At 66.0% G+C, this 15,805-nt stretch carries 12 protein-coding genes; 2 read left to right on the plus strand and 10 right to left on the minus strand.

Annotation, left to right across the window (positions count from 1 at the left end):
• Positions 1-61: 61 nt before the first annotated feature.
• The 6 genes from JEY66_RS31545 to JEY66_RS31570 all read right to left on the minus strand — a co-directional run bounded on the left by JEY66_RS31545 (position 62) and on the right by JEY66_RS31570 (position 6,830).
• A complete protein-coding gene (locus tag JEY66_RS31545; RefSeq protein WP_018270460.1) occupies positions 62-1,030 on the minus strand; it encodes an ABC transporter ATP-binding protein in 969 nt (322 codons plus the stop codon).
• On the minus strand, positions 1,027-2,013 hold the full coding sequence (locus JEY66_RS31550; RefSeq protein ID WP_018270459.1) for an ABC transporter ATP-binding protein: 987 nt from the start codon (positions 2,011-2,013) through the stop codon (positions 1,027-1,029). Before JEY66_RS31550 ends, JEY66_RS31545 begins: the two co-directional genes overlap by 4 nt.
• Positions 2,010-2,882 (minus strand): ABC transporter permease, encoded by an 873-nt coding sequence (locus JEY66_RS31555; RefSeq protein ID WP_016846521.1) that lies wholly within the window; start codon positions 2,880-2,882, stop codon positions 2,010-2,012. The genes JEY66_RS31550 and JEY66_RS31555 overlap by 4 nt, the downstream gene beginning before the upstream one ends.
• Positions 2,869-3,819 carry an ABC transporter permease gene (locus JEY66_RS31560; protein WP_016846520.1) on the minus strand — a complete coding sequence of 317 codons (951 nt, stop codon included), beginning with the start codon at positions 3,817-3,819 and terminating at the stop codon, positions 2,869-2,871. Before JEY66_RS31560 ends, JEY66_RS31555 begins: the two co-directional genes overlap by 14 nt.
• Positions 3,820-3,825: 6 nt before the next feature.
• Positions 3,826-5,301, minus strand: coding sequence for an ABC transporter substrate-binding protein (locus JEY66_RS31565; RefSeq protein WP_240537041.1), 1,476 nt, complete (start codon positions 5,299-5,301; stop codon positions 3,826-3,828).
• 296 nt (positions 5,302-5,597) lie between these two features.
• Entirely contained in the window at positions 5,598-6,830 is a 1,233-nt protein-coding gene (locus JEY66_RS31570) for a CaiB/BaiF CoA transferase family protein (RefSeq protein WP_016846518.1), read from the minus strand.
• Positions 6,831-6,983: 153 nt separating this feature from the next.
• Between JEY66_RS31570 and glgA the strand changes: the two genes are divergently transcribed.
• Complete coding sequence (glgA, locus tag JEY66_RS31575) at positions 6,984-8,411, plus strand: glycogen synthase GlgA (RefSeq protein ID WP_038379420.1); 1,428 nt, start codon at positions 6,984-6,986, stop codon at positions 8,409-8,411.
• 180 nt (positions 8,412-8,591) lie between these two features.
• Positions 8,592-9,650, plus strand: coding sequence for a class I SAM-dependent methyltransferase (locus JEY66_RS31580; RefSeq protein ID WP_016846516.1), 1,059 nt, complete (start codon positions 8,592-8,594; stop codon positions 9,648-9,650).
• A gap of 82 nt (positions 9,651-9,732) precedes the next feature.
• On the opposite strand, the gene JEY66_RS31585 is transcribed toward JEY66_RS31580, so the two are convergent.
• From JEY66_RS31585 to JEY66_RS31600, 4 genes are all read right to left on the minus strand, one after another.
• Positions 9,733-11,271 (minus strand): L,D-transpeptidase, encoded by a 1,539-nt coding sequence (locus JEY66_RS31585; RefSeq protein WP_370145998.1) that lies wholly within the window; start codon positions 11,269-11,271, stop codon positions 9,733-9,735.
• Between the two features lie 344 nt (positions 11,272-11,615).
• The gene (locus tag JEY66_RS31590) at positions 11,616-12,854 is read right to left on the minus strand and encodes an MFS transporter (RefSeq protein WP_018270456.1); all 1,239 of its coding nucleotides are present in this window, start codon (positions 12,852-12,854) and stop codon (positions 11,616-11,618) included.
• Between the two features lie 87 nt (positions 12,855-12,941).
• The gene (locus JEY66_RS31595; protein WP_016846514.1) at positions 12,942-13,511 is read right to left on the minus strand and encodes a PRC-barrel domain-containing protein; all 570 of its coding nucleotides are present in this window, start codon (positions 13,509-13,511) and stop codon (positions 12,942-12,944) included.
• Between the two features lie 60 nt (positions 13,512-13,571).
• Complete coding sequence (locus JEY66_RS31600) at positions 13,572-15,773, minus strand: amylo-alpha-1,6-glucosidase (protein WP_016846513.1); 2,202 nt, start codon at positions 15,771-15,773, stop codon at positions 13,572-13,574.
• Between the last annotated feature and the right edge of the window lie 32 nt (positions 15,774-15,805).

Genomic DNA, 15,805 nt, shown 5'->3' on the forward strand with positions numbered 1-15,805 from the left:
TTGCGGCGGACCTTGCCACGCCTGCCCGTCCGGGACAAACGCGGTGTCGGCCTCCGGATATTTAGATCAGGGGATGATGGCAAGCCGCGAACTGGCCGGACGCAACCACGCGCAGTTCCGGCACCTCGCTGGCGCAGCGCGCGTCGGCCCGCGGGCAGCGGGTGCGGAAGCGGCAGCCGGAGGGCGGCGCGATCGGCGACGGCGGCTCGCCGACGGGCACGCTTTGGGTCGGGCGGACATCCGGATCCGGCACCGGGATCGCCTCGATCAGCAGCGCGGTATAGGGATGCGCCGGCCGTGCAAACAGCTGCTCCGACAGGCCGACCTCGCAGAGCCGGCCGAGATACATCACCGCGACACGATCTGAGACCGCCTTCACCACGGCGAGATCGTGGGCGATGAACAGCAGGGTCAGGCCGTAGCGCGCCTTCATCTCCTCCAGCAGGTTGAGGATCTGCGCGCGGATCGAGACATCGAGCGCGGACACCGGCTCGTCGCAGATCACGAATTCCGGATTGAGCACCAGCGAGCGGGCGATGCAGATGCGCTGGCATTGTCCGCCGGAGAATTCATGCGGCAGGCGTCCGCTCACCAGCGCCGGATCGAGGCCGACCGCCGACAGCACGTCGCTGACGCGCCGCCGCCGTTCCTCGGGATCCTTGACGCCCGCGATCACCAGCGGCTCGGCGACGATGTCGCCGATCCGCCGCCGCGGATTGAGCGAGGCAATCGGGTCCTGAAAGATCAGCTGCACGCGCCGGCGCATCTTGCGCAGCGCCTCGCCCTTCAAGGCGGTGAGATCGTGCCCGTCGAACAGCACCTTGCCGGAGACGGCCTGGCGCAGTTGCAGCACGGCGCGGCCGAGCGTGGACTTGCCGCAGCCGGATTCGCCAACCAGCCCCAGCGTCTCGCCGCGCGCGATCTCGAGGCTGACATCGGAGACGGCATGGATGGTCTTGCCTCCGACCGAATATTCGACGACGAGGTTTTCCACCTTCATCAGCGGATCGGGTGCGGCCTGCAGCATCATGCGCCGACCCCCGCGGTGATCGGATGGAAGCAGGCGTAGAGATGCTCTGGCGTCTCCGCCCGGCTGAGCTGCGGCTTCTCCGCGCCGCAGCGCTCCGCGGAATAGCGGCAGCGCGGCGAGAACGAGCAGCCCTTGAGCGGCCGGGTCGGGTCGGGCGGCCGTCCCGAAATCGCCGGCAGCGGCGTATGCGGCGCGACGTCGAGCTTCGGCAGTGCGGCGAGCAGCGCTTCGGTGTAGGGCATCCGCATCTGCTTGAACAATGCCGGCGTCGGCGCGCGTTCGACGACGCGCCCGGCATACATCACCGCGACCTCGTCGGTGCGGCCGGCGACCACGCCGAGGTCATGCGTGATGATGATCATCGCCATATGACGGCGCTGCTGCTCGCGCGCCAAGAGATCGAGGATCTGGGCCTGGATCGTGACGTCGAGCGCGGTGGTCGGCTCGTCGGCGATCAGGAGCTGCGGCTCGCAGGATAGCGCCACCGCGATCGCGACGCGCTGGCGCATGCCGCCGGAGAGCTGGTGCGGATATTGCGCCAGGCGCTGCTCGGGCGCGGGAATGCCGACCGCCGCCAACAGTTCGATGCTGCGCTGCCGGGCCTCGGCCAGATCGAGTTCAAGATGTTCCACAATGGTCTCGATCAGCTGGGTGCCGATGGTCAGCACCGGATTGAGCGAGGTCATCGGGTCCTGGAACACGACCGCGAGCGAGCGGCCGCGCAGCTTGCGCAATTTCTCCGCCGAAAGCCTTGTCAGATCCTGTCCGTCGAACATCACGCGGCCGGACAGTTTCGCCTTCTTGGGCAGCAGCTGCAGGATCGCGCGCGACAGCATGGTCTTGCCGCACCCGGACTCGCCGACGATGCCGAGCGTCCTGCCCGCGCCGACGGCGAGATCGACATGATCGACCGCGCGCAGGTTGCCGCGCGGCGTCGGCAGGTCGACCACCGCATTCTCGACCGAGAGCAGCGTCCGGCTCATAGCGCCCCCTGCCTGGGATCGGTCAGCGCGCGCATCGTATCGCCGATCAGGTTGAACGAAAGCACGGTCAGGAACATCGCGATCGCCGGAATGAAGGCGAGCCGCGGCGCCACCTCGAGGCTTTCACGGCCCTCCCCGATCATGCTGCCCCAGCTCGAGATCGGCGGCGGCACGCCGAGGCCGAGGAACGACAGCGACCCCTCGACCACGATGGTGACGGCGACGCCGAGCAGGAAGAAGGCGAGCAGCGGCAGCATCACATTGGGCAGCAGCTCGCGCAGCAGGATGCGCGCATGCGTGGCGCCGAGCGCCTGCGCCGCGATGACGAACTCGCGCCGCGCCAGCGACAAGGTCGCCGCCCGCGCCACTCGCATGAAGGCGGGAATGCCGAGCACGCCGAGGATGCAGGTCAGATTGAAGATCGACTGGCCGAGATAGGCGGTGACCGCAAGCGCCAGGATCAGCGGCGGGAACGCCAGCAGCACGTCCATGCTGCCGACCACGAAGGATTCGAACCGGCCGCGGAAATAGCCCGCGAGCATGCCGAGCGCGCCGCCGATGGTGACACCGATCATCGGTGCGCAGAGGCCGACGATCAGCGAGATGCGCGCGCCATAGATCAACCGCGACAGCTCGTCACGGCCGAGACCGTCGGTGCCGAGCCAATGCTCGGCCGAAATCGGCGCCCGCCGCTCCAGCATGTCCATGTCGGTCGGGCTCGGCAGCGGCAGCAGGTCGGCAAAGATCGCGACCGCGAACACCAGCGCCATCCAGCCGACCGCGATCCAGAACAGCATGCCGAGCCCGCGGCGGCGCCGGACCGGCGTCGCACCGGCCTCTTCCTCGAGGCTGAGCTCAAGCGTGGCCATGGCGGATCCTCGGATCGAGAAGGGCGTAGAGCATGTCGACGACGAAGTTCATGATCACGAAGCCCGCGGCAACCAGCAGCACCACGCCCTGCAGGATGATCAGATCGCGGGTATAGATCGCGCCGACCAGGAGGCGGCCGATCCCCGGCAAGGCGAAAATCGACTCGACGATGACGGCGCCGCCGATCAGGCGGCCGATATTGATGCCGGTGATGGTGACGAGCGTCAGCGACGACGGCTTCAGCGCGTGCACGAACAGGATGCGCGACGGCTTGAGGCCCTTCGCCTTGGCGAGCGCGATATAGTCCTCCTGCAGCGCCGCGATCATGTCTGAGCGCAGCACGCGCATGATGCCCGGCCATTCCGCAAGTCCGAGGGTCAGCGCCGGCAGCACCATGAAGCGCAGATTGGCGACCGGGTCCTCGGTGAACGGCACATAGCCGGTCGCCGGCAGCAGGCGCAGCTCGACCGCAAACAGGTAGATCAGCAGGATCGCGGACAGGAAGGTCGGCACCGACAGCATGCCGAATGCCGAGCCGGTCATGAAGCGGTCGAACGCGCTGCCGGCCTTGGCCGCGCAGGCGATCGCGAGCGGCACGCCGATCGCAAGCCCGATCAGCTCGGCCAGGATCATCAGCTCGAACGAGATCGGGACGCGTTCGCTGACCGCCTGCAACACGGTCTGCCCGGTGCGAAAGGACCGTCCGAAATCACCCTGCAAGATGTGCCACAGCCAGCCGAGATAGCGCAGCCAAATCGGCTGATCGAGCCCCATGTCGTGACGCAGGGCCGCAACGTTCTCGGGCGTCGCCTGGTCGCCGAGGATCACGTAGGCCAGATCGCCGGGCAACAGCGAGGCGATCACGAAGGTCAGCACCGAGACCGCGATCAGCACTGGTACAAGGTACAGCAGCCTGCGCGCGACGAAGAACAGCATGAAAGGCTATTCCTTCCAGGCGTAGGAGACGTCGAGCACCCCGTTGAACATCTTCGGCACGCCCTTCACCTTCGCGCTCGAGATCGCGTAGTAGGTGTTCTGGAAGGTCCAGAACCAGATCGCCTCCTTGTTGATCAGTCGGCTGATCGCGCAGTAATCCTCGGTACGCTGGGCAACGTCGGCGGTGGTCCGCGCATGCTCCAGCAGCCGGTCCAGCTCCGGATTGGAGTAGTTCGCCAGCGCCACCGGGCTGCCGGTGTGGAAATTGGCGTACATCTGCGGATCGGGATCGGCGAGATCGACGATGCGCCAGGGCGTCAGCTGGAACTGGCGCATGAAGGCGCGCGGCGGAATGGTCGCCTGATCGACCTGCTCGATCTCCATATTGGCGCCGATGCGCTTCCAGAATTGCTGCAACACCTGACCACCGGTGCGGCCGCGTGGCGTCGCCGTGACCAGCATCTTGAACTCGACCGGCTTGCCGTAATCCTTGATCAACGCCTTGGCCTTTTCGACATCGTAAGGCAACGCGCCGTCATCCTTGCACTTGACCCAGGAGCCGTCGCCATAGGGATTGCTGGCCGGTCGCGCCAGGCCATTGGTGATCGCTTGCGACATCTTCGTGCGATCGAGCGCCATCACCAGTGCCTGGCGCACGCGCACGTCGTCGAACGGCGGGACCTTGGTGTTGAAGGCGGCAACTGCAGCCCCCGAGCCCTGATAGGTATGCACGGTTAGACTGGTGTCCTTGCGCGCCTTGATAATGTTGTCGGCGTCGGCCTCATCGTCCCAGATGATGTCGGCCTCGCCCGATTGCAGCGAGGCAAAGCGCGACTGCGCATCCGGCAGCGGCTTTAAGATGATGCGATCGAGATAGGGCTTGCCCTTGTCCCAGTAATCCGGATTCTTCTCCAGCAACATGCGGTCGCCGGCGGTCCAGGATTTCAGGATGTAGGGTCCGGTGCCGACCGGGTTGCGGTTGTAGTCGTCGCCTTTGGTCTTCCATGCGGTCGGCGACTGCATGACGTTGTTGGAGCTCTGGATCGACTGGGTCGCCGGGAAGTTCACCGACGGGTCGCTGAAATTATAGCGCACCGTGAGGTCATCGATGACGTCCACGCTCTTGATGCTGGTGATGTAGAACGCGCATCGGCACTTGTTGGCCGGATCCTTCTGACGGTCGAAATTCTCCTTCACCGCCTGCGCATTGAACGGCGTGCCGTCGTGGAATTTGACGCCCGGCCGCAGCTTGATGGTCCAGGTCTTGAAGTCCTCGGCATGCTCCCAGGACAGCGCGAGCTTCGGTGCCGGCTCGCCCTTGTCGTCGAGCGTCATCAGCGTGTCGAAGATCGCGGCCGCGGCGGTGTTGGCCGACGTGTCGTAGACGCCGACCTTGAGCGGGTCGAAGCCCGGAATGTCCAGTTCCTGGCCGACGGTGAGCGTGCCGCCCTGCTTCTGCGCATGGGCCGGTGCAGCTGACATCGTCGCACCGAATCCCGCCACAAGAAATATGCACGCAACTGCGCGCGCGCGCCCGACCAGCTTCATCGATGCTCCCTCCCAGGTGGGCGACGTCCGGTGTTCCGGATCGTCGTCTGTTGGGCGGCAGATTGTCCGGAATCGCCGCGCGCGACAAGACCGTAATACGGATGAAAAGCCGCAGGGCGATCACGATGCGATCTCGTGAGCTCGCATCGTGATCTGATCTACGTGTTTGAGCATGATCTTTCGGAAAACCGGCACCCACTTTGCGCGAACGCGGCCCTCCGGGTCCGGCTCTAACTACGCGCCGTCTTCGCCGGTTGCGCTGCGAAGCCTGCAATCTGATCCTCGGAGAGGCCGATCTCCTTCAGATAGAACAGCGTGTGCTCGCCGAGCGTCGACATCCGCTTACGTGCGCCGACCGCAGCGCCGGACATGCGGAACGGCAGATTGAGCACCTTGAAGCTGCCGCCGCCGTCCGCAACCTCGGCCAGCGCGCCGCGATGGGCGACTTGCGGATCGGCAAGCGCCTCGCGCACGGTGCGATAGGCCGACGACGGCACGCCATATTCATTGAGCGCGGCAAGGCAGGCCTGCGTGCTGACCGAGCGCGACCACGCCTCCACGCCCTCCATCAGGCCCGCCCAGTTGTCCCGTCGATCGGAATATTTGGCGAAGCGCGGATCGGACACCCAATCGGGACGGCCGATCACCTGCATCAGGTTCTGGAACGTCTTCTCGCTGGCGATCGCCACCATCACGTAGCCGTCGGTGGTTTCGATCGGGCCGAACATCGGACGCTGGGTTTGCTTCACCTCGAATTGCGACCATTGCAACTCGTTCAGGGTCAGGCTCAGCATCGATTCCAGCATCGAGACGTCGATGTGCTGGCCCTTGCCGCTGGCGGCGCGCTGGTAGAGCGCAGCCGAGATCGCACCGAAGGCGTAGACGCCGGTCAGCACGTCGGCGTGGTAGATGCCGCAATAGTCCGGCCGGCTGCGGCCCGGCTGATAGGCGAGATGCGCCATCTCGTAGCCTGAGGCGGCATGGATCACCGGCGCATAGGCCGGCAATTCCGCCGACGGGCCGGTCTGGCCGTAGCCGGAGATCGAGCAAAAGATCAGCTTCGGATTGATGTCGCGGACCGAGGCGTAATCGAGCTTCAGCCGCCGCATCACGCCGGGACGGAAATTCTCCACCAGCACGTCGGCGGTGGCGATCAGCCGGCGCACGGCTTCGACGCCGGCCGGCGACTTCAGGTCGAGCACCAGGCTGTTCTTGCCGATATTGAGCTGGCCGAAAGCCGTCGAGCAATTGTTGCGCACCGGCGGCCGCGTCCGCATCGTCTCGCCTTCGGCGGGCTCGATCTTGATCACCTCGGCGCCCATGTCGGCGAGCATCCGCGTGCAATGAGGTCCGGCGATCGTGGTCGAAAAATCGAGCACGCGAAGGCCGTCGAAGCTCGGTGTCAAATTCCCCTCATCGTCAGCGGCTATGGTCGTCGGCAAGGCTTCCTCCACCTTCGTCATTGGTTGTTCGGCGTCGCGTGACCCTAAAGTGAGCCGCCCTGGCAGGAAAGCGTCTCGTCCAGACCGGGAGCGCGGGCCGTCTTGCATTTTACTCAAAGGCAGATTGGACCCGATCTTGCATAGCCATGTCACGGGCTGGAACGAGGGCGCTTGTTGAAGGTCTTATTCGTCACGACGGAGATGGACGATTTCGTCCGCGTGGGCGGGCTCGCCGCCGTTTCCGCTGCCCTTCCGCGGGCGCTCCGCCCGTGGAGCGACGTCAGGATCATGCTTCCCGGCTACCGGGATGTGGTCGAACAGTTCACGCATATTGAAATCGTTGGGCAATGCCGAGCGCTCGCCGAGATGCCGGCCTGCGCGCTCGGGCGTGCGTCGACCCGGGACGGACTTCCGGTCTACGTGCTGCTGTGCCCGCAACTCTACGAGAGGCCGGGCAATCCCTATGGCGATGAGTCCGGCCGCGACTGGCCCGACAACGACGTCCGCTTCGGCCGCTTTGCCTCGGCCGCTGCCGAACTTGCAGCCGGGATGCTGGACAAGAATTGGGCAGCGGACCTCGTACACGCCAACGATTGGCAGGCCGCGCTCACACCGGCCTACCTCGCCTGGCGCGGCGCGCGGATTCCATCGATCCTGACCATCCACAATCTCGCCTATCAGGGCCTGTTTCCGAAGGACTCGCTGCGGCGGATCGGCGCACCGGAAAGCTCGTTCCACATCGACGGGCTGGAGTTCTACGACAAGCTCTCCTTCCTCAAGGGCGGCCTCGTCTACGCCTCGCATCTGACCACGGTCAGCGCGACCTATGCCAGGGAGATCACGACCGCGGAGCTCGGCTGCGGTCTGGAAGGCCTGCTCCGCGTGCGCTCCGATGCCGACCAGCTGACCGGCATCCTGAACGGCATCGACGAGAGTTGGGACCCGCGCCACTGCGCGCAGCTCGCGCAGCCGTTCGGCTCCGGCGACTGGAAGGGCAAGCAGGCCAACGCCGACTATGTCCGCCGTCAGTTCGGCCTTGCGGTCTCGCGCGGGCCGATCTTTGGCCTCGTCGCACGCCTCGTGCATCAGAAGGGCGTCGACCTCGTGCTGTCCGCCGCCGACGAGATCGTGAGGGACGGCGGACAGATCGTCGTCACCGGCAGCGGCGAGCCCGCCATCGAGGATGCGCTGGTGGCCGCGCATCGCCGCCGGCCCGATGCGATCGGCGTGATCATCGGCTTCAACGATGGGCAGGCGCGACGGATCTTCGCCGGCAGCGATTTCACCCTGATGCCATCGCGCTTCGAGCCCTGCGGCCTCAGCCAGATGTATGCGCAGCGCTTCGGCTCGCTGCCGATCGGCCACCAGACCGGCGGGCTCGCGGAAACCATCGCCGACGGCGAGACCGGCTTCCTGTTTGCGCAGCCGTCGGCGGAATCCTTCCTTGGCGGCGTCAGGCGCGCCTTCGACGCCTACCGCGCCAAGGACCGGCTCAATGCCATGCGCTCCAGCGCGATGGCCAAGTCCTACAGCTGGGACCTGTCGGCCGCCTGCTATGGCGCGCTCTACAAAAGGCTGGTCATGCCGCGCGTGATGGCTTAGGCGGCCCGCCTCGCGGGCTTGTGAAGCCCGGCGGCTGTGGGATCCCACTGGCCCAGTAACAATCGGGTCATTGCACCGAACCTTTCAGGCGATCACGTCGCCCCACGGCTGGACGACGACGCATGCGTGAAATTGCGAATGATGACTTTTGGCCAAACGCGATTGCGATGGAGGAACATCATGGACGTCAACGAAGAGCGCCTCAATTCATTCATGGGAAAGATGATCGGCGATGTCGGCGCGGCGATGAATGCCTCGCTGATGCTGCTGGGCGACAAGCTCGGGCTCTACAGGGCTCTCGCGCAGGGCGGGCCGATGAATGCCGCAGCCCTGGCCAAGGCGACGGGAACGGCCGAGCGCTACATCCAGGAGTGGCTGTCGGCGCAGGCGGCTTCCGGCTACATCGAGTACGACAAGGCAACCGGAAAATTCTCGATGCTGCCCGAGCAGGCGCTCGCGCTTGCCGACGAGGACAGCCCGGTCTTCCTCGGCGCCGTCGGAAGCCTTGTCGGCGCGACCTTTCTCGATGAGCCAAAGATTACCGACGCGTTCAAGACCGGCAAGGGCGTCGGCTGGAACAGGCGCAGCGAGTGCCTGTTCTGCGGCACCGCCCGCTTCTTCCGCACCAGCTACAAGCACTATCTGGTCCAGGAATGGCTGCCGGCGCTCGAGGGCGTCGTCGACAGGCTGAAGAAAGGCGCTGTCGTCGCCGACGTCGGCTGCGGGCACGGCGTCTCGACGCGACTGATGGCGGAGGCGTTCCCGAAATCAACGTTCTACGGCTTCGACTATCACGACGGCTCGATCGAGGCGGCGCGGAAGTCCGCGCGGGAGGCGGGATTGTCGGACCGCGTTCATTTCGAAACGCACTCCGCCAAGACATTCCCGGCCAAGGGCTATGACCTCGTGTGCTTCTTCGACTGCCTGCACGACATGGGCGATCCGGTCGGTGCCCTCAAGCACACCCGCTCCACCCTCGCCGACGACGGCACCTGTATGCTGATCGAGCCGTTCGCGGGCGACCGGCTGGAGGACAACCTCAATCCGATCGGGCGCGTCTACTACGCGGCGTCGACGATGATCTGCACGCCGGCGTCGCTGGACCAGGAGGTAGGGCTCGCACTCGGCGCGCAGGCCGGAGAGGCAAGACTGCGCGAGGTGGCACGCCAAGGCGGCTTCTCGCGGTTCCGCCGCGCCGCGGAAACGCCGTTCAACCTGATCCTGGAAGCTCGCCCGTAAGGCAGTTCATAGCGCAGACGGCGGCATCACGCCGCCGTCTGAAGCTCACCATGATGGGCGGCCTGCCCCTGGCAGCGCCCCACTACCAGTCCTGTTGCGATTGCCAGTAGTACTGGCCGCCGCGCCGGCGCGGGTTGGCGGCTTGAGGATTGCCATAAATCTGGGGGCTACCGAATTGGGGAGCGCCGTATTGGGGGCTACCATAATTGGTCGGCGCCTGGGGATTCCAGCTGCGCTGATAGAAGAAGCCGAAACCGTCCTCGTCCCTGCTCGCAACCATGTCGTCGGTCATCATGGGCCGGGTCGGCTTGCGCGTGATGAAACCGCCCTGGGGCTGGTTGCTCAGCACGGCCACGAACTCCGTGCGATAATTGGTCTCGGCGCTCAGCGGCTCGTCCGAGATGATGATCGAAGAGCGCGCAACGGCGGTCGGCGCGATGCGGTCCAGCACATCCTGCGGGATGGTGATGCGGTCGAGCGCGTCCTTGGCGTGGTCTCCGTCGTCGATCGTCACCTGGGTCCAGCGCAGGCCGCCCGCGTCGTTGCGCGCCATCGCCGTGTAGATATGCGTGCCGATCGGCTTGTCTGGATCGCGGATGGTGACGGGGACCTCGATGCTTGAATCGAACACCTCGCCGCCGTCAGCCCATGGCTTGTGGGTGTTGCGCCGAACGTAAAGCTTCTGCGTCGCGCGGCTGATGTAGACGGACACCGGCTCGAGCGCGAGCTTCGCCTCGGTCGCCGCCTTCTGGGTATCGGCCTTCTTGGTCTCGGCCGCCTTGGCGGCGCCCTTGGCGGCGGCTGCGGCGTCGAGCTTCGGCCTGGCGTCGCCCTGGGCGGCCTCGAACTGCGTGGTCGCTTCCGCGGCCTTGGCCACGGCCTTCTGCTTCAAATCCTCGGCGCGCGCCTTGGCCTGATCGGTCTTGGCAGCGGCGAGCGTCTTGTCGGCCAACGCAACCGCAGCGTCGGCACGGGTCTTCATCTGTTGCAATTTGCGCAGCGACGCCGGCGTGAACAGTGCAGCTTCCTTGGACGCTGCTATCGAAGCCTTCTTCGCCTCGTCGGCCGCCTTGGCGGCATCCGCGGCCTCGCGGGTAAGCTTTTCGGCATGCGCCGGCGCAGCCGCGATGGCTTGCGCGTTCGGCACGAACAGCGCCGGATGCGTAAAATCGACCGGCGCCGGATCGTTCGGCGCAATGATCACCCGCATCCCGATCCGGGTCTTGTCGAACAGCTTCTCGGCAAAATCGTAGGGCATCCGCACGCAGCCATGCGAAGCAGCATATCCCGGCAGCGGTCCGCCATGCAGCGCGATGCCGTTCCAGGTGATGCGCTGCATGTTGGGCATCCAGGCATCGTCATAGAGGGTCGAGTGGTGATCCTTGTCCTTCTCGATCAGCGCAAAGACGCCGGCCGGCGTCTCGCGTCCCTTGACGCCGCTCGACACCGGCGCGCGGTAGATCCAGCCCTCGGCGTCGTAGAACGTGACCTTCTGGGCCTTGATCGACACGATCGCCATGATCGGCTCGCCAGCGGTGCGCGGCGCAGTCGCCTCGACGGCTGCCGAGGGACGCTGCTCTTTCGCCGCGACGCCACCGGTCAGTGACGCAACTGTGACCATCGCCGCGAAAGTCACAAAGGCGGGACGTCCCCAACGCCGCATCGCTCCGGTGATCTGCGCCGTCGTCGTTCGATTTACCATGCCGTTCCTCGGTCGAAATGCCTGCCCGCGCTGCGTCGATCCGTACCAGACCGCGATTTTGGATTGATTAATCGCCGCCACGGTTCAACGCGCGAACTCGCTCCTGGGGACCATCGGACTCGTTCCAGCAGCAAATCACTTATGTATTCACTCATATATGACGGCACATGCAGGAGGAAGGGTGCCGCGCAGCAAAACGGACCCGTAGCCGCATCCCTGGTCCGGTCGGTGGCGGCCAATGATGCCGCGGTTGCGCCCTGCCATCATGCCGTCCGCCGCGTCTCCGGCATCACCAGCCAGACCACGAACAGTCCGAACGCGGCGATCCCGGCGAGGCCCATAAAGGCGGTGCTGCTGCCGAGCTTGTCGCTGACATAGCCGGCCAGCACCGTGCTGAGCGACGCGCCAATGCCGACCGCGGTGCCGACAATGCCCTGCGCCAGGTTGAAATGGCCGCTGCCGAAGGCGACGTCGGCCACGATCAGCGGCACCATCACGCTGAAGATCGCCGCGGTGATGCCGTCGAAAATCTGCACCATGACCAGCACATAGGGGTCGCGCACCGTCGCGAACAACAGGCCGCGGATCGCCAGCGCGGCGAATGCGATCAACAGCAGCGGCCGCCGCCCCCAGGCCTGCGCCTTGCGGCCGACCGACGGCGAGCACAGCGCGACGATCGCCTGCGGCACAATGATGCAGGCCGCGATCAGGACCGGCGCCCATTGGCTCGACCGTGTCGTCACCACGCCCGCCATCAAGGGCAGCATCGCGGCATTGGCGAGCTGGAACAGCATCATCGCGCCGGCGAAGATCAAGAGCGGCCGCTGCCGTACCAGGCCGACGACGCTGGTGGCGCGCTTGTCGGGGACCTCGCGTTTCACCTCGCCATGGGCCTGGGCGATGTCGATCTCGCGCTCGCGGATCCGCGCCAGCGACAATAGTGTCGGGATCGCCAGGATGAAGGTGACGAGGAACACCGAGCGGCTCGAGAGCAGATAGCCGCAGGCGCCCATCAGTGCCGCGGCCGAGCCGCTGCCGAGCGAGGCGAAGCGCGCGTTGCGGCCGAGCCGCTCGCCGATCGCAAGCGGCCCGACCAGGCCGAGGCTGATCGCGGCGATCGCCGGACCGAGCACGCAGCTCGCGAGCGCGTGCAGCGTCGCGGCAAGCGTCACCACGGGAAAGATCGGCCAGAGCGCGTAGGCCAGCGCGCTGGCGCCGATCGCGGCCACCGCACAGCCCGCAACGACCCGCTCCGAGCGCGCCGCATCGACGATCGCCCCGCCGGGCATCTGGCCCAAGAGGCCGATGATGCCGCCGATCGAGAGCACGAAGCCGATCTCGACCTGGGTCCATTTCTGCGTCGTCAGATAGACCGCGACGAACGGGCCGAAGCCGGTCTGCACGTCGGCCAGGAAGAAGATGAACCAGTCGAGGCCGCGCTGGCTTTCCCGCGACGGCGTGCGCGGTTCCTCGGGACTGCGTTGATCGGGGGCAATTGACACAACGTTAGTGCTGCCGGCTGATCGCTTGCCACGACCGTCGCCAACCGTCTCTAAAGAAGAGTTCGGACGCGCGACCAGCTCTACCCCCTAATGTTCGTAATCCCATGGATGCAGGCTTCCCGCCGCGCCCAGCACGATCAGCGGCGTATCTTCCTTGTACTCTGGCGCAGCGCTCACCTGCTGCTTGTTGAGGTCCAGCGTGATGCTGTCGCTCTTGCTGGAAACACCGGCGAAACGCAGCGCGTTCCAATCGACCACGATCTTGCGGCTGCCGACGCCGAGGAAGCCGCCGAAATCGATCACCGCGGCGCGGACCTTGCCGTCGCGGTCGACGATGACGTCGACGATACGGCCCATGTTCTCATTGGCGGAACTGCGAACGTCGCGCCCGAGAATGCCGTGCGCATCGCGCGCGCCGATCACGGTCACCGACGGCGGCGGCGACGGCTCCTTGGACGATTCCTTTGAGGGCTCCTTGGCCTGCTCCTTTGGTGCTGCCTGGGCTGCTGGCGGCGCGGGAGTTGCGGGCGGCGTGGAAGTTGCTGGCGGCGCCTGGGCGGCCGGCGGCGGCGATGGTGTCGGCGCCGGCGCTTCGTCGTCGGCGGCACGGACACCCGCGCATGTCAGCAGCGCCGCTGCGACCAGCATCGTCATCATCCTCGGACGCATGTTACTCTCCCCGCGATTTCCCGGCGCACGCATGCCGCGCGACGACGCTCAATGCGTCAACACGATCGACACCTGGATCTGGCCGCGCGTGCGCAACACTTCGAGCGACACCTCGTCGCCATGGCGGCGCAGCCTCAAATCGACGCTGGAGGCGCCGAGCCTGAGGTCGCGCAGCACCACGTCGTTGAGGAATTCCGGCAGCCGCGGATCGCGCAAGCGAATCTCGCCGCGCGCGGTGTCGAACTCGAGGCCGAGCGCCGCCTCCAGCAGCGTGAACGGCGTCGCGCTCGCCCAGGCCTGCGGTGCACAGGCGACGGGATAGAGCACCGGGCCGCGCCGGCGCTCGCGGCGGAAGCCGCAGAACAGCTCCGGCAGTCGCCGCAGTTCCATATAGCTCGCGGCATCGAACAGCCCCTTGAACAGATGCGCGACCGAATGCTTGAGGCCGTAGCGGGCAAATCCGAGCGCGATCAGCGCATTGTCATGCGGCCAGATCGAGCCATCGTGATAGGACATCGGGTTGTAGCGCGCCTCGCCCGCAGCGACGGTGCGGATGCCCCAGCCCGAGAAGAACTTCTGGCTCATCAGATCGGCGGCGACCCGTCGCGCGCGGTCTTCCCGCACCATGCCGGAAAACAACGTCTGGCCGGCATTCGACGTGCGCACCTTGCACGGCTGCTTGGCGCCGTCGAGCGCGACCGCATAGGTGCCGAGCTCCTCGCACCAGAATGCTGCCTCGAACCGCTCGCGCAGCTGCTCGGCCTCGGCTTCCAGTTTCGCAGCCTTGTCTGCAAAGCCGAGTTTGCGCGCCGCGCGCGCGGCAAGCTGCTTGCCGGCAAACACGTAGCCCTGCACTTCCGCCAGCGCGATATTGCCCTCGGCAAGCGTTCCGTCGGCGTGGAAGATGGCGTCGAACGAATCCTTCCAGCCTTGATTGCGAAGCCCCTGCTCGGTGGCGCGCTGGTATTCGACGAAGCCGTCGCGATCCGGATCGCCCGGGCCGTCGATCCATTGCAAGCCGGCCTCGACCGCGGGCCACAGCTCGCGCAGCGTCTCCAAATCGCCGGTGCGCTCCAGATAGAGCCCGGCGAGCAGCACGAACAGCGGAGTCGAATCGACGCTGCCGTAGTAATGCGCGAACGGCACTTCGCGAAGCGCGGCCATCTCGCCGCCGCGCATCTCGTGCAGGATCTTGCCCGGCGCGGCATCGGCCAGCGGATCGACCGCCTTGGCCTGGAACAGCGCGAGCCGCTTCAGCACGCCCTTGGCGATCCGCGGATCGACCCACAGCATCTGCAGCGCGGTGATCAGCCCGTCGCGGCCGAACGTCGTCGAATACCAGGGAATGCCGGCATAGGGATAACGGCCCTGCGGCGTCTCGGTCATCAGCATGTTGAGGTCGGCCATCGCCTGGCACAGCACCTCGTTGAAGATGTTGTTCGAGGTCTCGACGCTGGCTGCGCCGGCCGACGAAGTCCGCATCTCGCGGCGATGCGCCAGCAGGCCACGGAAGAACGGCACCGGCTTCTGCATGATCGGCTTGTTGCAGGAGACCGCGACGAACAGCGACGTGACCTGCCCGGGCTCGAGATCGAAATGATAGGTCGCCGCGTTGACCGACAGCCGCGTCGGCCGTGGATCGAAATGCAGCGCGGTGATCCGCGTCTGCTCGTCGAGGCCGCAATATTCCAGCACCACGTCGGTCGGGCCGAGCAGTTTGCTCGAGCCGATGCCACGCCGCGGCCGGCGCTCGCCGCGCACCTCGAACAGATCGGCAAAGTCGTTGTCGAACAGCAGCGTGAGATCGAAGCTCGCGGCATGATCGCCGTGATTCTGCAGGCCGATGCGCTGATAGGCCGTGCCGCGCCACAGGAAGATCGAGCGCACGATGTGCAGCGTGTCCTTCGGCAGGGTCAGACGGTCGTCGCGATAGACGTCGGAATTGGTGAGGTCGACCGTCAGCGCCGAATTGTCGTCGCGCATGTTGGAGCCGAGCAGGAGCGGCTGCACGTTCTCCAGCACCATTTCCAGCCGCGCCAGGTAGCGGGTGTCGGCGTTGAACAGGCCGTCCGGCCCGCCGGCCGAGGCGCCGATGTCGCCATGGCTGTCGAGCACGATGAAGGTGTCGTCATGCTTGAGCGAGCGCCGCGGCCGCGCCGCGGGCCCGGTCATCGGAATGTAGAACGGCGATTCGGCGACGTGCTCAGTGGTGCGAGCGGTGATGATCTGCGTAACGACGTCAGCTGCCATCTGAACCTCTGGCGACTTTGCTTGGCTCCACT

The sequence above is a fragment of the Bradyrhizobium elkanii USDA 76 genome (assembly GCF_023278185.1).
Taxonomy (GTDB): domain Bacteria; phylum Pseudomonadota; class Alphaproteobacteria; order Rhizobiales; family Xanthobacteraceae; genus Bradyrhizobium; species Bradyrhizobium elkanii.